General features: G+C 63.8%; 22 protein-coding genes. 11 read left to right on the top strand and 11 right to left on the bottom strand.

Features of this window, described 5'->3' with window-relative positions; translation table 11 throughout:
• Complete coding sequence (pyrE, locus tag OEG79_RS01130) at positions 1 to 642, bottom strand: orotate phosphoribosyltransferase (RefSeq protein ID WP_013717752.1); 642 nt, start codon at positions 640 to 642, stop codon at positions 1 to 3.
• A gap of 82 nt (positions 643 to 724) precedes the next feature.
• Between pyrE and OEG79_RS01125 the strand changes: the two genes are divergently transcribed.
• Entirely contained in the window at positions 725 to 1,504 is a 780-nt protein-coding gene (locus OEG79_RS01125) for an exodeoxyribonuclease III (RefSeq protein ID WP_024310048.1), read from the top strand.
• A gap of 51 nt (positions 1,505 to 1,555) precedes the next feature.
• Here the strand turns inward: OEG79_RS01125 and OEG79_RS01120 are convergent, their stop codons facing one another.
• Together OEG79_RS01120 and rph are read right to left on the bottom strand one after the other, a co-directional pair.
• Positions 1,556 to 1,927, bottom strand: a complete 372-nt coding sequence (locus tag OEG79_RS01120; RefSeq protein ID WP_264147060.1) for a DUF4870 domain-containing protein — start codon at positions 1,925 to 1,927, stop codon at positions 1,556 to 1,558.
• 25 nt (positions 1,928 to 1,952) lie between these two features.
• The gene (rph, locus tag OEG79_RS01115) at positions 1,953 to 2,672 is read right to left on the bottom strand and encodes a ribonuclease PH (RefSeq protein WP_264147059.1); all 720 of its coding nucleotides are present in this window, start codon (positions 2,670 to 2,672) and stop codon (positions 1,953 to 1,955) included.
• 139 nt (positions 2,673 to 2,811) lie between these two features.
• Between rph and OEG79_RS01110 the strand changes: the two genes are divergently transcribed.
• The 6 genes from OEG79_RS01110 (at position 2,812) to OEG79_RS01085 (ending at position 8,117) form a co-directional block, all read left to right on the top strand.
• On the top strand, positions 2,812 to 3,675 hold the full coding sequence (locus OEG79_RS01110; RefSeq protein WP_264147058.1) for a YicC/YloC family endoribonuclease: 864 nt from the start codon (positions 2,812 to 2,814) through the stop codon (positions 3,673 to 3,675).
• 54 nt (positions 3,676 to 3,729) lie between these two features.
• Positions 3,730 to 4,350, top strand: coding sequence for a guanylate kinase (gmk, locus tag OEG79_RS01105; RefSeq protein ID WP_264147057.1), 621 nt, complete (start codon positions 3,730 to 3,732; stop codon positions 4,348 to 4,350).
• A gap of 94 nt (positions 4,351 to 4,444) precedes the next feature.
• A complete protein-coding gene (gene rpoZ / locus OEG79_RS01100; protein ID WP_003242550.1) occupies positions 4,445 to 4,708 on the top strand; it encodes a DNA-directed RNA polymerase subunit omega in 264 nt (87 codons plus the stop codon).
• 63 nt (positions 4,709 to 4,771) lie between these two features.
• Positions 4,772 to 6,883: a bifunctional GTP diphosphokinase/guanosine-3',5'-bis pyrophosphate 3'-pyrophosphohydrolase gene (gene spoT, locus OEG79_RS01095; protein ID WP_264147056.1), complete on the top strand. Its 2,112-nt coding sequence runs from the start codon at positions 4,772 to 4,774 to the stop codon at positions 6,881 to 6,883.
• A 68-nt stretch (positions 6,884 to 6,951) separates the two neighbouring features.
• Positions 6,952 to 7,332, top strand: a complete 381-nt coding sequence (locus tag OEG79_RS01090) for a RidA family protein (RefSeq protein WP_003464610.1) — start codon at positions 6,952 to 6,954, stop codon at positions 7,330 to 7,332.
• Positions 7,333 to 7,391: 59 nt separating this feature from the next.
• Positions 7,392 to 8,117, top strand: a complete 726-nt coding sequence (locus OEG79_RS01085) for a hypothetical protein (RefSeq protein ID WP_264147055.1) — start codon at positions 7,392 to 7,394, stop codon at positions 8,115 to 8,117.
• Positions 8,118 to 8,153: 36 nt separating this feature from the next.
• Here the strand turns inward: OEG79_RS01085 and OEG79_RS01080 are convergent, their stop codons facing one another.
• Positions 8,154 to 8,771, bottom strand: coding sequence for a LysE family translocator (locus tag OEG79_RS01080; protein WP_264147054.1), 618 nt, complete (start codon positions 8,769 to 8,771; stop codon positions 8,154 to 8,156).
• A 79-nt stretch (positions 8,772 to 8,850) separates the two neighbouring features.
• Between OEG79_RS01080 and OEG79_RS01075 the strand changes: the two genes are divergently transcribed.
• Positions 8,851 to 9,429 carry an AAA family ATPase gene (locus OEG79_RS01075; RefSeq protein ID WP_264147053.1) on the top strand — a complete coding sequence of 193 codons (579 nt, stop codon included), beginning with the start codon at positions 8,851 to 8,853 and terminating at the stop codon, positions 9,427 to 9,429.
• Here the strand turns inward: OEG79_RS01075 and OEG79_RS01070 are convergent.
• Positions 9,392 to 10,192, bottom strand: coding sequence for a helix-turn-helix transcriptional regulator (locus OEG79_RS01070; RefSeq protein ID WP_264147052.1), 801 nt, complete (start codon positions 10,190 to 10,192; stop codon positions 9,392 to 9,394). The two genes, OEG79_RS01075 and OEG79_RS01070, sit on opposite strands and share 38 nt — an antisense overlap.
• A gap of 1 nt (position 10,193) precedes the next feature.
• The gene (locus OEG79_RS01065) at positions 10,194 to 11,051 is read right to left on the bottom strand and encodes an NAD-dependent epimerase/dehydratase family protein (protein WP_264147051.1); all 858 of its coding nucleotides are present in this window, start codon (positions 11,049 to 11,051) and stop codon (positions 10,194 to 10,196) included.
• A 97-nt stretch (positions 11,052 to 11,148) separates the two neighbouring features.
• On the opposite strand from OEG79_RS01065, the gene OEG79_RS01060 reads away from it, so the two are divergent.
• The 3 genes from OEG79_RS01060 (at position 11,149) to OEG79_RS01050 (ending at position 15,660) form a co-directional block, all read left to right on the top strand.
• Positions 11,149 to 12,078: a hydrogen peroxide-inducible genes activator gene (locus OEG79_RS01060; RefSeq protein WP_264147050.1), complete on the top strand. Its 930-nt coding sequence runs from the start codon at positions 11,149 to 11,151 to the stop codon at positions 12,076 to 12,078.
• Positions 12,079 to 12,086: 8 nt separating this feature from the next.
• Positions 12,087 to 14,162, top strand: coding sequence for an ATP-dependent DNA helicase RecG (recG, locus tag OEG79_RS01055; protein WP_264147049.1), 2,076 nt, complete (start codon positions 12,087 to 12,089; stop codon positions 14,160 to 14,162).
• 91 nt (positions 14,163 to 14,253) lie between these two features.
• Positions 14,254 to 15,660, top strand: coding sequence for an aminoacyl-tRNA deacylase and HDOD domain-containing protein (locus OEG79_RS01050; protein ID WP_264147048.1), 1,407 nt, complete (start codon positions 14,254 to 14,256; stop codon positions 15,658 to 15,660).
• Positions 15,661 to 15,683: 23 nt separating this feature from the next.
• On the opposite strand, the gene OEG79_RS01045 is transcribed toward OEG79_RS01050, so the two are convergent.
• The 5 genes from OEG79_RS01045 to OEG79_RS01025 form a co-directional block, all read right to left on the bottom strand.
• Positions 15,684 to 16,436 (bottom strand): hypothetical protein, encoded by a 753-nt coding sequence (locus OEG79_RS01045; RefSeq protein WP_264147047.1) that lies wholly within the window; start codon positions 16,434 to 16,436, stop codon positions 15,684 to 15,686.
• Positions 16,437 to 16,519: 83 nt separating this feature from the next.
• Entirely contained in the window at positions 16,520 to 16,915 is a 396-nt protein-coding gene (locus tag OEG79_RS01040) for a helicase (RefSeq protein ID WP_264147046.1), read from the bottom strand.
• 149 nt (positions 16,916 to 17,064) lie between these two features.
• Positions 17,065 to 17,337 carry an HU family DNA-binding protein gene (locus OEG79_RS01035; RefSeq protein WP_095599865.1) on the bottom strand — a complete coding sequence of 91 codons (273 nt, stop codon included), beginning with the start codon at positions 17,335 to 17,337 and terminating at the stop codon, positions 17,065 to 17,067.
• A 188-nt stretch (positions 17,338 to 17,525) separates the two neighbouring features.
• Positions 17,526 to 18,674 carry an FAD-dependent oxidoreductase gene (locus OEG79_RS01030; RefSeq protein WP_264147045.1) on the bottom strand — a complete coding sequence of 383 codons (1,149 nt, stop codon included), beginning with the start codon at positions 18,672 to 18,674 and terminating at the stop codon, positions 17,526 to 17,528.
• A 306-nt stretch (positions 18,675 to 18,980) separates the two neighbouring features.
• Positions 18,981 to 19,733, bottom strand: a complete 753-nt coding sequence (locus tag OEG79_RS01025) for an outer membrane beta-barrel protein (RefSeq protein WP_264147044.1) — start codon at positions 19,731 to 19,733, stop codon at positions 18,981 to 18,983.
• Positions 19,734 to 19,878 lie beyond the last annotated feature (145 nt).

Raw genomic sequence — 19,878 nt, 5'->3', positions numbered from 1 at the left:
CTAGATTCCGTACTCGGCGCGATAAGCTTCGACAGCCGGCAGATATTGCTTCAGTTCAGCATCGCCCGCCAGATATTCCAGCACCTGTTCGAGTGACACGATGCTCACTACCGGCATACCGAAGTCACGCTCGACTTCCTGAATCGCGGAAAGCTCGCCCTGACCGCGCTCCTGGCGGTTCAGCGCGATCAGGGTGCCGGCGGCCTGGGCGCCCTGGCCCTGGATGATCTGCATCACTTCACGAATGGCGGTGCCGGCGGTGATCACGTCATCGACTATCAGCACACGTCCCTTGAGCGGTGCACCGACCAGGGTGCCGCCTTCGCCATGATCCTTGGCTTCCTTGCGGTTGAAGCACCAGGGCAGATCACGCTGATGATGCTCGGCCAGCGCCACGGCGGTGGTTGCCGCCAGCGGAATACCCTTGTAGGCCGGGCCGAACAGCACGTCGAAGTCGATACCGCTGTCGACGATGGCGGCCGCATAGAAACGACCCAGCTGGGCCAGGGCAAGGCCACTGTCGAACAGACCGGCGTTGAAGAAATAGGGGCTGGTGCGCCCGGACTTGAGGGTGAACTGGCCGAAACGCAGAACCCCGCGTTCGATGGCAAAGCGAATGAAGTCGCGCTGGTACGCTTGCATGAAAAAAGTCCCGGACGGCACGGATTTAGCTAAATGAGGTGAGCTCGGGTATCATACACGCACGTGTTTTTGGGGGCCATTTATGCGGATCATCAGTGTGAACGTGAATGGTATTCAGGCTGCGGCCGAGCGAGGTCTGCTCAGTTGGCTGCAAGCCCAGAATGCCGACGTGATCTGCCTGCAAGACACCCGTGCCTCCGCCTTTGAAATGGACGACCAGGCCTTCCAGCTGGATGGTTATTTCCTCTATGCATGCGACGGTGAAGTGCCCAGCCAAGGTGGCGTGGCGCTCTACTCGCGATTGCAACCCAAGGCGGTGATCAGCGGCCTCGGCTTCGAGATGGCCGATCGCTACGGGCGCTACCTGCAGGCCGATTTCGACAAGGTAAGTATCGCCACCCTGCTGCTGCCTAGCGGACGGGACGGTGACGAGAGCTTGAATCAGAAATTCAAGTTCATGGACGACTTCACCCATTATCTGGACAAGCAGCGTCGCAAGCGCCGCGAGTACATCTATTGCGGCTCGCTGCATGTCGCGCACCAGAAAATGGATGTGAAGAACTGGCGCGACTGTCAGCAATCACCCGGCTTCCTGGCGCCCGAGCGCGCCTGGATGGACGAGGTAATCGGCAACATGGGTTACGTCGACGCCCTGCGCGAAGTCAGCCGTGAGGGCGACCAGTTCAGCTGGTGGCCGGATAACGAGCAGGCGGAAATGCTCAACCTGGGTTACCGCTTCGACTACCAGCTACTGACCCCCGGCATGCGCCGCAGCGTGCGCAGCGCCCGCCTGCCGCGTCAGCCACGCTTCTCTCAGCATGCGCCGCTGATCGTCGACTACGACTGGATTCTCAGCGTCTGATCGACACTCACAAAAAAGCCGGCTTATCGCCGGCTTTTTTGTTGCGCAGATCTACTTCACCAGGCGCCAGCTGAACGGGTAGCGATAGTTCTGCCCTTCATTGGCCTTGATCCCGGCGATGATGGTCAGCACCAGAGCCGCCAGCCCCAGCAGCATCAGCAGCGGGAAGCCGATCACCACCACCATCAGGATGAAGCAGAGCACGGCTGCCAGCGCCACGCTGATCTGAAAGTTGAGCGCCTCCTTGCCCTGCGCGTCGACGAAGGGGTCGAGGTCCTTCTTCACCTGCCAGACGATCAGCGGGCCGAGCAGATTGCCGAAGGGAAACACCAGGCCGAGAAACGCAGCGAAGTGGCAGAACATCGCCCACTGGCGCGCTTCCTGACTCGGCGTCGGTACCGGGCTTTGCATATCGTCGTTCATCCTGATGCTCCTTGCGGTTGCGCTCTCAGTCGGCCAGAGCGGCTTGCTGCAGTTCAAAGATCTCGTTCATGCCCTTCTGCGCCAGCGCCAGCATGACATTGAACTCTTCAGGCTGGAACGGCGCGCCTTCGGCAGTGCCCTGCACTTCGATGAAGCCACCGGCGTTGGTCATCACCACGTTGAGGTCGGTCTCGGCGGCGGAGTCTTCCAGGTAGTCCAGGTCCAGCACCGGCTCACCCTGATAGATGCCGACCGACACCGCGGCGATCATCTGCTTGAGCGGCTCGCCCTTCAGTGCGCCGCGTTTCTTCAGCACTTTCAGCGCATCGATCAGCGCCACCATGGCACCGGTGATGGACGCGGTACGGGTGCCACCATCGGCCTGGATCACGTCGCAGTCGACGTACAGGGTGTTCTCGCCCAGCTTGCTCATGTCCAGCGCCGCGCGCAGCGAGCGACCGATCAGGCGCTGGATTTCCAGGGTACGACCACCCTGCTTGCCACGGCTGGCCTCGCGCTGGTTACGCTCGCCGGTGGCGCGCGGCAGCATGCCGTATTCGGCAGTCAACCAGCCCTGGCCCTGCCCCTTGAGGAAACGCGGTACGCCAGATTCGACACTGACGGTGCAGATCACCTTGGTATCGCCGAACTCCACGAGCACAGAGCCCTCGGCGTGCTTGGTGTAGTTGCGGGTGATGCGAATCGAGCGCAACTGATCGGCGGCGCGGCCACTGGGACGTTTCATCGAGCGATACCTACTTCATTAAGTGAAAACATTGCGCATTATAGAGGCCGGGCGACTGCGGCGACATGCCGAATTGGGTAGGGTCGATTCACTGCGCTACAATCTTGCGTTTTTCGAGCCGACTTCCACGAGGTATCCCATGGTTCATAGCATGACGGCCTTTGCCCGCAACGAGCAGGCAACCGCCCACGGCACCCTGAGCTGGGAACTGCGCTCGGTCAACCACCGTTACCTCGAGCCGCACCTGCGCCTGCCGGAAGCTTTCCGCGACCTCGAAGGCGCGGTGCGCGAAGCCCTGCGCCAGGGTCTGTCGCGCGGCAAGGTGGAATGCACCCTGCGCTTCGCCGAAGAAAGTGCCGGCAAGCAACTGCAGGTCGACAGCGAGCGCGCGCGTCAGTTGATCAACGCCGCCGAGCAGGTCGCCGCACTGATCCAGCAACCGGCTCCGCTCAACCCGCTGGAAGTGCTGGCCTGGCCTGGCGTGCTGGTGGCCGACTCGGCTGACCCGCAGACACTCAACGCCGCTGCACTGAAGCTGTTTGACCAGGCGCTGGGCGAACTCAAGGCCGGCCGCGCCCGCGAAGGTGCCGAACTGGCCAAGCTGCTCAACGAGCGCCTCGACAGCATCCTCGACGAAGTCGCCGCCTTGCGCGAACTGGTGCCGCAGATGCTCGCCGGCCAGCGCCAGAAGATCGAAACCCGCTTCGCCGAGATGCAGGCCGAGCTCGATCCGCAACGTCTGGAGCAGGAGCTGGTGCTGCTCGCGCAGAAGAGCGACGTGGCCGAGGAGCTGGATCGCCTCAGCACCCACGTCAGCGAAGTGCGCCGCGTGCTCAAGGCCGGCGGTGCTGCCGGGCGACGCCTGGACTTCCTCATGCAGGAACTCAACCGCGAGGCCAATACCCTCGGCTCCAAGGCATTTGACCCGCGCAGCACCCAAGCGGCCGTCAATCTGAAAGTGTTGATCGAGCAGATGCGCGAGCAGGTGCAGAACATCGAGTAACTCCGGCCAGACGGCTGCTATCTTTCGCTCACCGATTTCTCAGGACGCTTTTTCATGGCCATCACTACCGGCACCCTCTACATCGTTTCCGCACCCTCCGGCGCCGGCAAGACCAGCCTGGTCAAGGCCCTGATCGAGAGCGAGCCGCAGGTTCGCGTCTCGGTGTCGCACACCACGCGCGCCATGCGCCCGGGCGAGGTGGACGGGGTCAACTACCACTTCGTCGACCACGCGCAGTTCACCGCCATGCTCGAGCGCAGCGAGTTCCTCGAGCATGCTCAGGTCTTCGACAACCTCTACGGCACCTCGCAGAAATGGGTCGAGCAGACCCTGGCCGAAGGCTTCGACCTGATTCTGGAGATCGACTGGCAGGGCGCGCAGCAGGTGCGCAAGCTGATGCCGCAGGCCAAGTCCATCTTCATCCTGCCGCCAACTCAGGAAGCGCTGCGTCATCGCCTGACCAACCGCGGCCAGGACAGCGGCGAAACCATCGAGCGGCGCATGCGCGAAGCAGTCAGCGAAATGAGCCACTACGTCGAGTACGACTACCTGGTGATCAACGATGACTTCAACCACGCCCTGAGCGACCTGAAGGCCATCTTCCGCAGCAACCAGCTGGTACAAGCTCAGCAGCAACAGCGCCACGCCGGCCTGCTCAGCGAGCTGTTGGGGTAAATCAGCGCTTCCATTGTCGCTGGTGATTTTTTAGACTATTCAGTCCGCTCGCCCGCTCGGGCCAAGCTTATCCGCACACGTTACGAGGAACACCATGGCTCGCGTTACCGTCGAAGATTGCCTGGACAACGTTGATAACCGCTTCGAACTGGTCATGCTCGCGACCAAGCGTTCGCGCCAGCTGGCCACCGGCGGCAAAGAGCCGAAAGTGGCCTGGGAAAACGACAAGCCCACCGTGGTCGCCCTGCGCGAAATCGCAGCTGGTCTGGTGGACTATGAAGTCGTCGCGCAGGAAGACATCGTCGAAGAAGAGCCGCTGTTCGCTGCCTTCGAGGAAGAGGCCAACGAGCCTCTGTAAGTCGATGATGCCGGGTCGAAGTCGCACGGCGCAGAGCCACAGCTGCCAACGGGAGAGTCTCCCATGGCCGGCATAGACGCTCTCGCCGACCGACTTTCGGCCTACCTCGGCCATGACCAGGTCAACCTGGTACGCCGAGCCTACTTCTACGCCGAACAGGCGCACGATGGCCAGCGCCGACGCAGTGGCGAAGCCTACGTGACCCATCCGCTGGCCGTGGCCAGCATTCTCGCCGACATGCACATGGACCATCAGAGCCTGATGGCCGCCATGCTGCACGACGTCATCGAAGACACCGGCATCGCCAAGGAAGCGCTCAACGCGCAGTTCGGCGAAACCGTGGCCGAACTGGTCGACGGGGTCAGCAAGCTGACCCAGATGAACTTCGAGACCAAGGCCGAGGCGCAGGCCGAGAACTTCCAGAAGATGGCCATGGCCATGGCCCGCGACATCCGGGTGATTCTGGTCAAGCTCGCCGACCGCCTGCACAACATGCGCACCCTCGATGCCATGCCGCACGAGAAGAGCCGGCGCATCGCCAAGGAAACCCTGGAAATCTACGCCCCCATCGCCAACCGCCTGGGCATGCACAACATGCGCGTGGAGTTCGAGGACCTGGGCTTCAAGGCCATGCACCCGATGCGCTCCGAGCGTATCCGCGCCGCCGTACGCCGCGCGCGGGGCAACCGCAAGGAAATCGTGGCCAAGATCGAGGAATCGATCCAGATGTGCCTGCAGCGCGAGGGCATGGAAGGCGAAGTAATAGGCCGCGAGAAGCACCTCTACAGCATCTACCAGAAGATGCGCGGCAAACGTAAGGCGTTCAACGAGATCATGGACGTCTATGCCTTCCGCATCATCGTCGACAAGGTCGACACCTGCTACCGCGTGCTCGGCGCCGTGCACAACCTGTACAAGCCGCTGCCAGGCCGCTTCAAGGACTACATCGCGATTCCCAAGGCCAACGGCTACCAGTCGCTGCACACCACGCTGTTCGGCATGCACGGCGTGCCCATCGAGATCCAGATCCGCACCCGCGAGATGGAGGAGATGGCCAACAACGGCATCGCCGCGCACTGGCTGTACAAATCCAGCGACGACGAGGCGGCCAAGGGCAACCACGCCCGCGCGCGGCAGTGGGTCAAGGGTGTACTCGAACTCCAGCAGAGAGCGGGTAATTCCCTGGAGTTTATCGAGAGCGTGAAGATCGACCTGTTCCCGGACGAGGTCTACGTGTTCACGCCCAAGGGCCGCATCATGGAGCTGCCGAAGGGCTCCACCGCGGTCGACTTCGCCTATGCGGTGCATACCGACGTCGGCAACACCTGCATCGCCTGCCGCATCAACCGCCGCCTGGCGCCGCTGTCGCAGGCGCTGGAAAGCGGCTCGACGGTGGAGATCGTCACCGCACCAGGCGCACGGCCGAACCCGGCCTGGCTCAACTTCGTGGTCACCGGCAAGGCGCGTACGCACATTCGCCACGCTCTCAAGCAGCAACGCCGCTCGGAATCCATCAGCCTCGGCGAACGCCTGCTGAACAAGGTGCTGGCCAGCTTCGATACGCACCTGGAGAAGATTCCCCCGGAACGCGTGCAGGCCGTGCTCGGCGAATACCGCCAGGAAGTCATCGAGGATCTGCTCGAAGACATCGGCCTGGGCAACCGCATGGCCTACGTCGTGGCCCGCCGTCTGCTGGCAGAGAGTGGCGAGGAAACCCTGCCGAGCAGCGAAGGGCCGCTGGCAATCCGTGGTACCGAAGGCCTGGTAATGAGCTACGCCAAGTGCTGCACGCCGATTCCGGGCGACCCCATCGTTGGCTATCTGTCCGCCGGCAAGGGTATGGTGGTACACATGGAGAGCTGCCGGAACATCGCCGACATCCGCCACAACCCGGAAAAATGCATCCAGCTCAACTGGGCCAAGGATGTCACCGGCGAATTCAACGTCGAACTGCGCGTCGAACTGGAACACCAGCGCGGCCTGATCGCCCTGCTGGCCAGCAGCGTCAATGCCGCCGATGGCAACATCGAGAAGATCAGCATGGACGAACGCGATGGCCGCATCAGCGTCGTGCAACTGGTGGTCAGCGTGCATGACCGCGTGCACCTGGCCCGCGTGATCAAGAAACTGCGCGCACTCAAGGGCGTGATGCGTATCACCCGGGTACGCGCCTGACACAATCCCCCTATTTTCAGCCTGTAGGCTGGGTGCTCGACCCAGCCAGTTCTCACAAGGAGCGATTCATGAGCAAGACCGTCATTACCAGCGACAAGGCCCCAGCCGCCATCGGCACCTACTCCCAGGCGATCAAGGCCGGCAACACCGTCTACATGTCCGGCCAAATCCCGCTGGATCCGGTGAGCATGGAGCTGGTCGAAGGCTTCGAAGCACAGACCGTACAAGTGTTCGAGAACCTCAAGGCCGTTGCCGAAGCCGCCGGTGGTTCGTTCAAGGACATCGTCAAGCTGAACATCTTCCTCACCGACCTCTCGCACTTCGCCAAGGTCAACGAAATCATGGGCCGTTACTTCGAGCAGCCCTACCCGGCACGCGCCGCTATCGGCGTGGCTGCCCTGCCGCGCGGTGCGCAGGTGGAAATGGACGCCATCCTGGTCATCGAGTAAGTCGTTCGAGCGGGGCACCAGGCCCCGCTCTCCCCTCTCCTCCCGGCATGGAGATCGCCATGCGCCTGCTTTCTCTGCTGTTATCGGCGGCACTGCTCGGCGGATGCGCCAGCACACCGAACAACGACCCGAGCGGAATCTGGATCAACCAGGCGGCGATCGATGCCGCACGTGAAAGTGGTCGTCTGCGCGAAGCCCTGCTTGCCTACGGCCCCAACCTCGAATGGCACATCGATCCCCAGCGGCAGCAGGCCAGCTACAGCAATGGCTTCGAACTGGCCGAGGGCACGCTGCAAGCCGCTGGTGAAGGCCGCTGGCAGGTGACCTTCTATGGCGACTACAAGGAACAACTAAGCGTGCAGAACGGCGAGCTGGTGCAGATTGCCAGTGGCTACTGGCCCGAGCAGCACTTCACCCGCACATCCGGCGAACCCAAGCCGTTGGGCAGCAGCTTCGAACAGGCGTTGTATCGCGACTACCTGGGCGGCGACTGGCTGATCGAGGAAGGCCTCGGCCAGGGCGGCCTGGTGCACTTCAACAGCGACGGTCAGGTCCAGGGGCTACCCGGCGCCGAACGCTTCGCCCTGTGCCTGGCAGGTGATTGCGCCGCCATGAGCGGTGAACATGACAGCCTCTGGCTGCAGGCTGGCGATCAGGGCAGCCCCTGGTTGTTCGTGCATGAAGGCAATCAGTTGCGCATCTTCGAAGCGCAGAACCGCGCTCAGTTCGACGAGATGCCCGAATACCAGCCCGGCCCGCAGTGTTGGTTGCTCAAGCGCCGCTGATCACAAAGCGCCGCCCCGCGAAGGAGCGGCGCCACGCTACAGAGCCCTCAGCAACAGCCAACCACCCAGCGCCAGCAGCAAGCCGCCACAGCCGCGATCCAGCCAGCGCACATGCCGCTGCAACCAACCCCGCCAGTGCGCCTGATCGAGCAGGCGCACCAGCGCCAGGTCCCAGAGCAGTACCACCAGAGTCATCCATAGCATCGCCAGGCCCAGCCCCCACGCAGGCATCGCGGACTCACGCAAAACCCCGAACAGACCGGCATAGAACAGCGGCAGCTTGGGGTTGAGGATGCTGGCCAGAAGGCCCTGGCGCATGCCTTTCCACACCCCGCCCAGCTTCGGCGAGTCTCCCTCCGGCAGCACCAACTCCCGCCGCGACGCCAGTGCCTGCAGGCCTATCCAGGCGAAATACAAGCCGCCGACGACCTGCAAGCCGCGCCACAGCCAGCCGCCTTCGGCAGGCAACGACGCCATGACGAACAGCACCAGCAGCATGCTCAGCAGGTTGGCCAGGGCGATGCCACAGGCACAACCGTCGGCCTGGCGCCGGCCCTTCGTCAGCGCGGTACGAATCAACAGAAAGAAGTCCGGCCCCGGCGACAGCAAGGCAGCGAAATGGGTACCGGCAACCAGCATGAACAGCGCGAACATGGGGACCTCCGTTTGGCGGAGGCAGTGTCAGCAACTATCGGTATGGATGTATTGGAAAAAACTCAGAGGAGCCCAACACATGCCCTGTCACCCACCTTTGCATGTCCTCACCGGCGGCCCCGGTAGCGGCAAGAGCAGCTTGCTGGCGGCCCTGGCCCAGGCGGGCCACAGCGTCTCCGAGGAGGCCGGTCGGGCGATCATCCGCGACCAGCAGTCCATCGCCGGCCTGGGACTGCCCTGGCGCGCCCCGAGCCTGTTCGCCGAACTGATGCTGGCCTGGGAGCTCAGGGCTCACCGCCAGGCCCTGGCAATGAAGGGCCCCGTGTTCTTCGACCGCAGTCTGGTCGATATCATCGGCTACCTGCGCCTGAACGACCTGCCGGTTGGCCAACATCTGCTGCAGGCGGTGCGCCAATTGCGTTACCACCGGCAGGTGTTCCTGCTGCCGCACTGGCCGCAGCTTTACTGCAACGACAGCGAGCGCCGCCAGGATGCGGCCGAGGCCGAGCGAACCTGCAGGGTGATGCGTGCGGTGTATTTGGAAGCCGGGTATCACCTCATCGAGGTACCCCGGATAAGCCTGGCGCAGCGCCGCGACTTCGTGCTGCAGTGCAGTGGCCTCAATCCCTCGCCAGCGTCCGAAAACGCCCCGGCGTGACCCCGGTAAAATGGCGAAACACCCCGTTGAAATGCGCCTGGTCATAGAAGCCCAGGTCCAGGGCAACCTCGGCTAGCGCCTTCCCCTGCATCAACCTGCGCTTGGCCTCGCGCACCCGGCGCTGCAGCAGGTAAGTGTGGGGCGGCACGCCATAGGCGCGGCGAAAAGCCTCGATCAGGTGTCGCGGGTGCCGCTGCACCAGGGCGGCCAGATCCTCTAGGCTGACGGCCTCGGTGTAGTGGGCCTCCAGGTAATCGCGCAGGTACGCCGTCACTCCACTGTCGCGTGATGCCGGCCGCGCCTGGCGCAAGCCGCCGTGACGCACGAACACCAGCTCGAGAAGCGCCAGAAGCTCACTTTCCAGCCCCAGCGCATCGCTGCACCCGAAAGCACTCTCCAAGCGCGCCAGGCTGATCGCCACCTGCCCGTCATCGGTCGGATTGAGTTCGCGAAAGCCGCCGGGCAAACGCTTGCGACCGAGCAGTGCAGGCAGACGCGACTCCTCGATATAGAGCATGCGATAGACCACTCGCACAGACTCGGCGTGCCCGGTATGCGGCTCCTCGGGATTCATCAGCGACAAGGTGCCTGCAGGCAGCGCGTAGCGCTGACCACGACATTGATAGCCCCCCACACCCTGCACGATGGCGCCGATCGCGAAGGCATCGTGGCTATGACGGCCGAACGCCTGTCCGGAGAAATCGGCGTGAAACAGCTCGACACCCGGCAACCACGGCTTGGCCAGCAGGCTGTTGGCGTCCATCTCAGTGCTCGGCGAGGATCGCCGCATAACCGTCGCGGTAGCTGGGATACTGCGGCGCCCAACCCAGCGCACGGGCGCGGGCATTGCTGCAACGCTTGCTTCCGGCTCGGCGCACACGCTGTTCATCACTCCAGTGGCTGACGCCCAGCTGCCCACGCAGCCAAGCGACTACTTCGTGCAGTGGCGCCGGCTCGTCATCGACACCCAGATAGCAATCGGCCAAGGGCTTACCGGCAACGTCTGCCTGCAACAGCGTGGCGAACAGACCGGCGGCATCATCGACATGAATGCGGTTGCCATACAGCGGCGGCGTCTCGCTGACCCGATAGCCATTGCGTACCTGGCTCAGCAGCCATTCGCGACCAGGACCGTAGAGGCCGGTCAGGCGCACCGTGGTCGCCGGCAGGCCACTTTCCAGCGCGACGCGCTCGGCCTCGCGCATGATCACGGCGGAAAAACTCTGGGCTTCGGCCGGAGAGCCCTCGTCGATCCACTCTCCCTCCTGCTGCCCATACACGCCGCTACTGGAGGCGAACAGGATGCGCCGTGGTCGCTGACCATGTTGCGCCAGCCAGCCCAGCACACGGCGCAGGCCATCGACATAAGCGGCGCGGTAGCCCGCCTCGTCATGCCGGGTGGCTGCCGCGCAATAGACCACATAATCCAGAGGGCCCTGCGGCCAGTCCGGCGGGCAGGCGTCGGCATGCAGGTCTCCCGCCAGCGGTTCGATCGCAGCTGGCAACGCAGCGAGGTTGCGACGCATGCCCAGCACGCGCCAGCCCTGCTCGACCATGCGCAGACCAAGACGGGTACCAACGTCGCCGCACCCGGCAATCAGCAGACTGTTGCAACCCGACATGCTTTCTCCATGACTTTTATGCAAAAGCGCAGTTTAGCCCGGTTGGTTCATTTGTATGCAAAGGCTATGCTTGTCGGCAACTTAATGGATAAACACTATGACCCTCACCGAACTGCGCTACATCGTTACCCTTGCCCAGGAACAGCATTTCGGCCGCGCCGCCGAGCGCTGCCATGTCAGCCAGCCGACCCTGTCGGTCGGCGTGAAAAAACTGGAGGACGAGCTCGGCGTGCTGATCTTCGAGCGCAGCAAGAGTGCGGTGCGCCTGACTCCGGTCGGCGAAGGCATCGTCACCCAGGCGCAGAAGGTGCTGGAGCAGGCCCAGGGCATTCGCGAACTGGCCCAGGCCGGCAAGAACCAGTTGGCAGCGCCGCTGAAGATCGGCGCCATCTACACCGTCGGCCCATATCTGTTCCCGCACTTGATTCCGCAGCTGCACCGAGTCGCCCCGGACATGCCGCTGTACATCGAGGAAAACTTCACCCACATCCTGCGCGACAAGCTGCGCACCGGTGAGCTGGACGCCATCATCATCGCCCTGCCGTTCCAGGAAGCCGACGTGCTGACCAAGCCGCTTTACGACGAGCCGTTCTACGCGCTGCTGCCGGCCGGCCATCCCTGGGCGTCGCTGGACACCATCGATACCAAACTGCTCAACGACAAGAGCCTGCTGCTGCTCGGCGAGGGCCACTGCTTCCGCGACCAGGTGCTGGAAGCCTGCCCGACCCTGCGCAAGGGCGGTGACGACCACGGCAAGCACACCACGGTGGAGTCCAGCTCACTGGAGACCATCCGTCATATGGTCGCCTCCGGCCTGGGCGTTTCGATCCTGCCGTTCTCGGCGGTGGACAGCCACCACTACGCACCGGGCGTGATCGAAGTGCGTCCGCTCAGTGCGCCGGTGCCATTCCGCACCGTCGCGATCGCCTGGCGCGCCAGCTTCCCGCGGCCCAACGCCATCGAAGTGCTGGCCGACTCCATCCGTCTCTGCTCGGTCGCCCGTAACCCGCAGACCAAGAGCGCCTGAGGCCTGAAGTGAGCGAACTGTCGGCGGTTCCCGTCACCGCGCTGAAAGGCGTAGGCGCAGCCCTGGCGGAAAAGCTCGCCAAGGTCGGCCTGGAAAACCTGCAGGATGTGCTGTTCCACCTGCCGCTGCGCTATCAGGATCGCACCCGCATCACCCCCATCGGCGCGCTGCGCCCGGGGCAGGATGCTGTCGTCGAAGGCATCGTCGCCGGTGCCGACGTGGTCATGGGCCGCAGGCGCAGCCTGCTGGTACGCCTGCAGGATGGCAGCGGCACGCTGAGCCTGCGCTTCTTTCATTTCAGTCAGGCACAGAAGGAAGGACTCAAGCGCGGCACCGCCCTGCGCTGCTACGGCGAAGTGCGCCCGGGCGCCACCGGTCTGGAGATCTACCACCCGGAGTACCGCACGCAGAGCGGCGACGAACCGGCTCCGGTGGAGCAGAGCCTGACGCCGATCTACCCGACCACCGAAGGCCTGACCCAGCAACGCCTGCGTCAGCTCAGCCAGCAGGCTCTGACGCGCCTGGGACCACGCAGCCTGCCGGACTGGCTGCCAGACGAGCTGGCCCGCGACTACCACCTGGCGCCACTGGACGAGGCCATCCGCTACCTGCACCGACCGCCGCCGGACGCCGATGTCGAAGAACTCGCCGAGGGTCGCCACTGGGCGCAACACCGCCTGGCCTTCGAGGAATTGCTCACTCACCAGCTGTCCCTGCAGCGCCTGCGTGAACAGGTGCGTGCCCAGCAGGCGCCGGCCCTGCCACCGGCGAAGAGGCTGCCGCAGCAGTACCTTGCCAACCTTGGCTTCGCCCCCACCGGCGCGCAGCAGCGCGTCGGTGCCGAGATCGCCTACGACCTGGCGCAGAGCGAGCCGATGCTGCGCCTGGTGCAGGGCGATGTCGGCGCCGGCAAGACGGTGGTCGCCGCCCTGGCTGCATTGCAGGCGCTGGAAGCCGGCTATCAGGTGGCACTGATGGCGCCCACCGAGATCCTCGCCGAGCAGCACTTCCTCAACTTCGGCAAATGGCTGGCACCGCTTGGCCTGGACGTCGCCTGGCTGGCCGGCAAGCTCAAGGGCAAGGCCCGTGCCGCTGCGCTGGAGCAAATCGCCGCCGGCTGCCCGATGGTGGTCGGCACCCATGCGCTGTTTCAGGACGAAGTGAAGTTCAAGCGCCTGGCGCTGGTGATCATCGACGAGCAGCACCGCTTCGGCGTGCAGCAGCGCCTGGCTTTGCGCCAGAAAGGCATCGACGGGCGTCTGTGCCCACATCAGCTGATCATGACTGCCACGCCGATTCCTCGCACCCTGGCAATGAGCGCCTACGCCGATCTGGATACCTCGATCCTCGACGAGCTGCCGCCGGGACGCACGCCGGTCAATACCCTGGTGATCGCCGACAGCCGCCGCGACGAGGTCATCGAGCGGGTGCGCAACGCCTGCCAGCAGGGACGCCAGGCCTACTGGGTGTGCACCCTGATCGAAGAGTCCGAGGAGCTGACCTGCCAAGCTGCGGAAACCAGCTACGAGGAGCTGTCCGCTGCACTCGGAGAGCTGCGCGTCGGGCTGATCCACGGACGCATGAAAGCGGCCGAGAAGGCCGCGGTGATGGACGAATTCAAGCAGGGCAAGCTGCAACTGCTGGTGGCCACTACGGTCATTGAAGTGGGCGTCGACGTACCCAACGCCAGCCTGATGATCATTGAAAACCCCGAGCGTCTGGGTCTGGCCCAGCTGCACCAGCTGCGCGGCCGCGTCGGTCGCGGCAGTGCGGCCAGCCACTGCGTGCTGCTCTATCACGCGCCGCTGTCGCAACTGGGCCGCGAACGCCTGGCGATCATGCGCGAAACCACCGACGGCTTCGTCATCGCCGAGAAGGATCTGGAGCTGCGCGGCCCGGGCGAGATGCTCGGCACCCGCCAGACCGGCCTGCTGCAGTTCAAGGTTGCCGACCTGATGCGCGACGCCGATCTGCTACCGGCCGTGCGCGATGCCGCGCAGGCGCTCCTGGAGCATTGGCCGCAACATGTAGCCCCATTGCTGGAACGCTGGTTGCGTCACGGCCAGCAATACGGTCAAGTGTGAAACTGTTCACAGGACACCCGTCGCCACGAACCTTTGCGCAAATACTCTCTGGTTATACTCCGAGGCACATGCGCCAACGCTGGATACCGCTATGACTGAAGTCGCCCTCGCCGCCAACGCCACTCCGCAACCGCCCGCCGTGATCGTGCAACTGCTGGAGAAACTCGCCCTTCCCTACCAGGTGCGAGCAGAGCGACCGGGCCAGCCGAGCGAGGCGCGCCTGCAGGCCGTGCTGGTGGACGATGCCGTCGGTGCCCTGCTGGTGCTCTACCCGCGCAGCCACCTGCTGGATCTGTCGCGCCTGGCGGAACTGACCGGGCGCCAGCTCACCGCAGTCAAACCGGAACGCCTGGAGCGCATGCTCGGCAAGCACAATCTCGCCGCTCTGCCCGGCCTGCCGCCGCTGACCAGCTCGCCCTGCCTCTATGAAGAACGCCTGTTGCAGGTGCCCAGCCTGCTGATCGACTCCGGCCAGCCCGGCGTATTGCTGGAAATTCCCACCGAAGCCTTCAAGACACTGCTGAGCAAGGCCAGCGCCGCGCGTTTCGGTGAGCCGGTCAGCGCGATCAAGCCGAACCTGGATCGCCCGCATGACGACCGCGCGGAAATCACCCAGGCGGTACAGGCCTTCACCGCACGGCGCATCCAGCAGCGTCTGGAGGAAACCATCGAGATTCCACCGCTGCCGGAAACCGCGCAGAAGATCATCAAGCTGCGGGTCGACCCCAATGCCACACTGGACGACATCACCGGCGTGGTCGAGACCGATCCGGCGCTGGCGGCGCAGGTGATCAGCTGGGCCGCCTCACCCTACTACGCTGCGCCCGGCAAGATTCGCTCGGTGGAGGACGCCATCGTGCGCGTACTGGGCTTCGATCTGGTGATCAACCTGGCCCTCGGCCTGGCCCTGGGCAAGACCCTGAGCCTGCCCAAGGACCAGCCACAGCACGCCACGCCCTACTGGCAACAGGCGATCTACACCGCGGCGGTCATCGAGGGTCTGACCCGCGCCATGCCGCGCGCACAACGCCCGGAAGCCGGCCTGACCTACCTCGCCGGCCTGCTGCACAACTTTGGCTATCTGGTCCTGGCGCACGTTTTCCCGCCGCACTTCTCGCTGATCTGCCGCCATCTGGAGGTCAACCCGCACCTGTCACACGGGCATATCGAGCAGCACCTGCTGGGCATCACCCGCGAGCAGATCGGCGCCTGGCTGATGCGTCCCTGGGATATGCCGGAAGAACTGTCCACCGCCCTGCGCTTCCAGCATGACCCGTCCTATGCCGGCGACAACGCGGCCTTCCCCAATCTGGTGTGCCTGGCAGTGAATCTGCTGCGTAACCGCGGCATCGGCTCCGGGCCGCAGAGCGAGATTCCGGACGAACTGTTCGAAGCGCTGGGCATATCCCGGGAAAAGGCCGAAGACGCCGTGAGCAAGGTGCTCAGCGCCGAAGTCGCCCTGCGCGAGCTGGCGGCGCAGTTTCAACATTCGCACTGAACCTGCGCCTGGCAGGCATGGCTCTAGGGCTTGCCTGCCGTCTTGCGCAGCTGCTGGCGACGCTCGGCGAACAGCTGCGGTACCACTTCCAGACTGATGGCGAGCAACTGGCTGACACTGGGGTGCTCGTAAAGCGCCGCATAATCGGCCAACTGATCGCTGGGCATCTGCCGATACGCATAGAACATGAAGCTCTCCACCGCCTGCTCGCTGGACTGGCGAATGGCCTCGGCCTGTTTCTGTGTCTGCGCCTGCAGTTCGGCCTCGCTGAGAGTCTCGCCCCGCGCACGTAGCGCCAGCAGCGCCTGAGTCTTGCCCACCTCGTAGCGCAGCAGACTGGCCAGTTCGGTGGTACGTGCGGCAGCATCGAGCCGCTTTATCAGCTCCAGGCGTACGCCTCGTGGCGGTTGCTCCTGAAGCCGCTGACGGTATTCGGCCAGGCCTTCCGGCTGCTCACCGACAGCACGCTCGGCGGCAGTGAAACGCTGCGCCAGCGGACTGTCGAGGCGCTCTCTGACCTGCTCGCCCTGCACGTCATCGAAGCGCTTGCCGACGCGCCTGGCCAGATCCAGACAAAACGTCTCGCCAGCGAACAACTGCGCGAGGCGTTTCTGTTCCGCTTCGCCCTGGCCGCGCTGCAGCATCGGCACGGTCTGCTCGCACAGCAGATGGATGCCCGCCAGTTCGAACAGCGGCAACAGGGTCTTGGCAGAGGCCGGCTCTGCTCGCACCGTGATGGCGGCAAGCAGCAACAGGGGCAGGAGGAAAAGACGCATGCTCAGGCTTTCCACAGGGACTTGCCTGGCAGCCTAACCAAAGCGCGGCGTCGCAGCCAGCCTGCGACGCGCACCGATGTCGATCAGGCCGCCTTTTTCGGCGCCTCGGTCTTCTTCTTCGGCATCAGGTACTTGGTCAGCCCCTGGAACCACATGACCAGCGCCGGGTTGCCCTGGATCTGGATGTCCTTGTTCTGGATACCCTGCATAAAGGCCAGCTGCTTGTTCTTCGCGGTCATGGTCTCGAAGCCGTAGGCGGCGTCCTTGAAACCGATAGCGAAAGCAGGCTCCTTGGCAACACCGCGCTTGCTGGTCACGCGCTGACCGGCAATGATGAAGTGACGGGCGACCTTGCCGTCCAGGGTGTGCAGCTGAAAGACCATGTCGCGGCCTGCGAGCTGCTCACGGAAGGCGGGATTATCACGGCTGGCCTTGGCCATCAGGCGGCCCAGCATCCACAGAAGAAAACGAAATTTCATGCACAGGCCCTCGTGATCGAAGATGATGGCCGCGCATTGTAGTGGTTTTCTCGCAAGACTACAGCCTGCAGAAAGTACGGATGTACCAACTCGTTTCGCAGTCGGGCTACGTAGGGGAACCCGGAGCCGAGCGGCTCCGGGTAGCGGGCTCAGTTGACCGCGTCCTTCAGGGACTTGCCCGGTTTGAAGGCGACGGTGTTGCTGGCCTTGATCTTTACCGGTTGACCGGTTTGCGGGTTCTTGCCAGTGCGGGCGCCACGATGGCGCTGGACGAAGGTACCGAAGCCTACCAGGGTCACACTGTCCTTGCGGTTCAGGGCACTGGTGATTTCTTCCAGTACAGCGTTGAGTACACGATTGGCCTGATCCTTGGTCAGATCAGCCTTTTCGGCGATGGCGGCGGCGAGTTCCGGTTTACGCATAAGTGCCTCTTTGACGGTTTTTTGTTGTTGTGTCCGTGCTGTTCTTCCAGAACAGCGCCCAAGGCGCCGCAACAGCTCTGCGCTGCGGCAGACCTTGGGGAGAATGGCATGCCGCACGGCGCGGCGCCAGTCTCGAAGGGCAGATTAACCGGGCAATTTCGTGGCGTATCCGACAGAACGGCAGGCAATCATGCCAACTGCGCGGGTAGCTCCTTGTTCAGGGCCAGTTTCTCCTGCACTGCCGCCCCCGTCAGCGCGTAACCGAGCAGTGCTCCGGAAGCCTCGCGGCAGAGCGCCTTGATATCGCTGCCACTGCCTTCGACCGACCATTGGCCGTGGCTGCCACGCGGTGGCGGCGAAACCACCAGCGGGCAGACCGGAGTCTTGACCGTTACCGGCATCGGCCCGTAGCTGACCGCCGTCGGCTCTCCGGCCAGGGTCTTGGCCAGGGCACGGGCGCAGGCCATCAGCGGCATGACGTAGAGCAGATTGAGGCTCTCGACCTCGGCGCAATCGCCCAGGGCGTAGATGTTGGCGTGCGAGGTACGCAGACAGCGGTCGACCATCACGCCGCGGTTGATGTCCAGGCCGGCTGCGGCGGCAAGCGCAGTGCGCGGACGCAGGCCGACGGCGGAAACCACCGCATCGCACGAAATCAGACGACCATCGGACAGCGTGGCCTGCAGCGCATCGCCCTGGCGGTCGAGGCTGGCCAGTACCGGACCGAGATGGAAACGCACGCCCAGGCTCTCCAGACCAGCCTGAACGGCAGACGCCGCAGCTGCAGGCAGCAGACCGGGCATCACCTGCTCGCAGGGCGCCAGCAACTCCACCTCGTATCCGCCAACGCTGAGGTCATTGGCGAATTCGCAGCCGATCAGGCCCGCCCCGAGAATCAGTACGCGCCGCTTGCCGGCCACGGCGCTGCGAAAGCGAGCGTAGTCCTCCAGATCATTGATCGGAAACACCGCGTCCTGGGCGTCCCCCTCCACCGGCACGCGGATCGGTTCGGCGCCCCAGGCCAGCACCAGATCGCGGTAGATCACGGCCTCTTCGCCGATCCACAGACGCTTGTGGCCCGGGTCGATACCGGTGATGCGGGTGTGGGTGCGGATCTCTGCATTGAGCTGCTCGGCCATGGCTCCGGCCTCGGCCATGACTAGGCCGTCGGCATCCTTGTTCTTGCCGAAGCCGGTGGACAGCATCGGCTTGGAGTAGGAACGGCCGTCGTCGGCGGTGATCAGCAGCAGGGGCGTCTGCGGGTCGAGCTTGCGCCACTCCTTGGCCAGGTTGTAGCCGGCCAGACCGGTCCCGACGATGACGACTGGTGCACTCATGCTGTGATTCCTCGTACACAAACGACGCAACGGCCTGCAGGCCGTCAGCTTGATTCAAATAGGTTCAGGGCGCCCGGCCAGCTCGAAGCCGACCGTGGCCACAGCCACTGCAGACCGCATCAGCCAGATGACAGGCCTTCATGGGAAAGTGGCGGAGTCACACCCTACTGGAACGAGGGGCAGCTGGCCAGAAGCGGCTCGGCAAGCCAGCCAGAGGTTGGGCAAGGCGACAAGGCGGAGAAGAATCGCAGAGGGGAAGAAAACCACCCGACAGCACGGGCGGTTTTTCTTGGTGCGCGGTTTGGCTTAGAACGCCAGGCCGACGCGCAGACCAACCTGCTCCTGCTTGAGCTTGCTGCGCTCGGCAATGGCGCTGTTGCTGTCGAGCTCATAGCGGGTCTGGGTGTAGTACAGGGTGGTGCTGATCGGCAGGTTGTTGATGCCCTTGTTCCACAACACGGTCAGTTCGCCGTAAGGATTGACCTTGTCCTTGAGGTCCACGGAGTCACTGTCGCCATCGACCTTCAGGCGCGCTTCGGAGTTCATCGAATAGCGGGCGCCCACTTCCAGACGCACGGTGTAGTCCGGGGTCAGGTAGTTGTAGCCGATCCCGGCCTTGGCGAACGGCGATTTGCTGGTCAGCTTGACGTTGCTGTCGAGCGGGCCGACATCGTCCTGCTCGATACGGCCCCAGTCATAGCCACCACCGATGACCAGGTCGACGTAGTTGTTGGTGCTCAGCGCGGCACGCAAGCCGAGGTCAAGGTCGGCACGTGCGGACTTGTATTCCACATCGTCCTTGTCGCGATACTGGCCTTCGATGCCCGCCTGGTAAATGAAGCCTTCCTGTCCGGTCAGCTTGTTACCGAAGTTGTAGAACAGGCCGCCCTGGTTGAGGCGTTCCTTGTTGCTTTCATCATCTACGGTGAGCTTGTACTGGTTATGCGAAGCGATGACACCGAAGGTCGAGATCGGGTCGGTGACCGAGTCTGCATAGGCCTGCGAGGCGCCCGCCAGACAAAGGGCGAGTGTTGCTTTGGGGATGCTGGACAGCTGCATGACGATTTCCTTGGCAATTAGTGGATAGCCGCCCACCGTATGTGGGACGCAAGTACCTAGACTGTCGATGCAGGAGAGGGATTCGGCAAACCGGACGAGCGGTCGCGAAACTGAATAAATACTGAATATGCCTGAATTTAAAGGG

Origin of the sequence: Pseudomonas sp. Z8(2022) (genome assembly GCF_025837155.1) — a bacterium.
Taxonomy (GTDB): domain Bacteria; phylum Pseudomonadota; class Gammaproteobacteria; order Pseudomonadales; family Pseudomonadaceae; genus Aquipseudomonas.
Note: the sequence above shows the minus strand (reverse complement) of the source record. Positions and strands in the feature narration are given on the sequence as shown.

Bases quoted from the DNA above. Each gene is read 5' to 3' on its own strand.
- spoT (WP_264147056.1), top strand. From the start codon at position 4,772: ATGGCCGGCATAGACGCTCTCGCCGACCGACTTTCGGCCTACCTCGGC.
- OEG79_RS01040 (WP_264147046.1), bottom strand. From the start codon at position 16,915: ATGAAATTTCGTTTTCTTCTGTGGATGCTGGGCCGCCTGATGGCCAAG.
- OEG79_RS01045 (WP_264147047.1), bottom strand. From the start codon at position 16,436: ATGCGTCTTTTCCTCCTGCCCCTGTTGCTGCTTGCCGCCATCACGGTG.
- OEG79_RS01065 (WP_264147051.1), bottom strand. From the start codon at position 11,051: ATGTCGGGTTGCAACAGTCTGCTGATTGCCGGGTGCGGCGACGTTGGT.
- OEG79_RS01080 (WP_264147054.1), bottom strand. From the start codon at position 8,771: ATGTTCGCGCTGTTCATGCTGGTTGCCGGTACCCATTTCGCTGCCTTG.
- OEG79_RS01120 (WP_264147060.1), bottom strand. From the start codon at position 1,927: ATGAACGACGATATGCAAAGCCCGGTACCGACGCCGAGTCAGGAAGCG.
- OEG79_RS01125 (WP_024310048.1), top strand. From the start codon at position 725: ATGCGGATCATCAGTGTGAACGTGAATGGTATTCAGGCTGCGGCCGAG.
- OEG79_RS01085 (WP_264147055.1), top strand. From the start codon at position 7,392: ATGCGCCTGCTTTCTCTGCTGTTATCGGCGGCACTGCTCGGCGGATGC.
- OEG79_RS01035 (WP_095599865.1), bottom strand. From the start codon at position 17,337: ATGCGTAAACCGGAACTCGCCGCCGCCATCGCCGAAAAGGCTGATCTG.
- rph (WP_264147059.1), bottom strand. From the start codon at position 2,672: ATGAAACGTCCCAGTGGCCGCGCCGCCGATCAGTTGCGCTCGATTCGC.
- OEG79_RS01090 (WP_003464610.1), top strand. From the start codon at position 6,952: ATGAGCAAGACCGTCATTACCAGCGACAAGGCCCCAGCCGCCATCGGC.
- OEG79_RS01060 (WP_264147050.1), top strand. From the start codon at position 11,149: ATGACCCTCACCGAACTGCGCTACATCGTTACCCTTGCCCAGGAACAG.
- OEG79_RS01030 (WP_264147045.1), bottom strand. From the start codon at position 18,674: ATGAGTGCACCAGTCGTCATCGTCGGGACCGGTCTGGCCGGCTACAAC.
- pyrE (WP_013717752.1), bottom strand. From the start codon at position 642: ATGCAAGCGTACCAGCGCGACTTCATTCGCTTTGCCATCGAACGCGGG.
- gmk (WP_264147057.1), top strand. From the start codon at position 3,730: ATGGCCATCACTACCGGCACCCTCTACATCGTTTCCGCACCCTCCGGC.
- OEG79_RS01025 (WP_264147044.1), bottom strand. From the start codon at position 19,733: ATGCAGCTGTCCAGCATCCCCAAAGCAACACTCGCCCTTTGTCTGGCG.
- OEG79_RS01110 (WP_264147058.1), top strand. From the start codon at position 2,812: ATGGTTCATAGCATGACGGCCTTTGCCCGCAACGAGCAGGCAACCGCC.
- OEG79_RS01075 (WP_264147053.1), top strand. From the start codon at position 8,851: ATGCCCTGTCACCCACCTTTGCATGTCCTCACCGGCGGCCCCGGTAGC.
- OEG79_RS01050 (WP_264147048.1), top strand. From the start codon at position 14,254: ATGACTGAAGTCGCCCTCGCCGCCAACGCCACTCCGCAACCGCCCGCC.
- rpoZ (WP_003242550.1), top strand. From the start codon at position 4,445: ATGGCTCGCGTTACCGTCGAAGATTGCCTGGACAACGTTGATAACCGC.
- OEG79_RS01070 (WP_264147052.1), bottom strand. From the start codon at position 10,192: ATGGACGCCAACAGCCTGCTGGCCAAGCCGTGGTTGCCGGGTGTCGAG.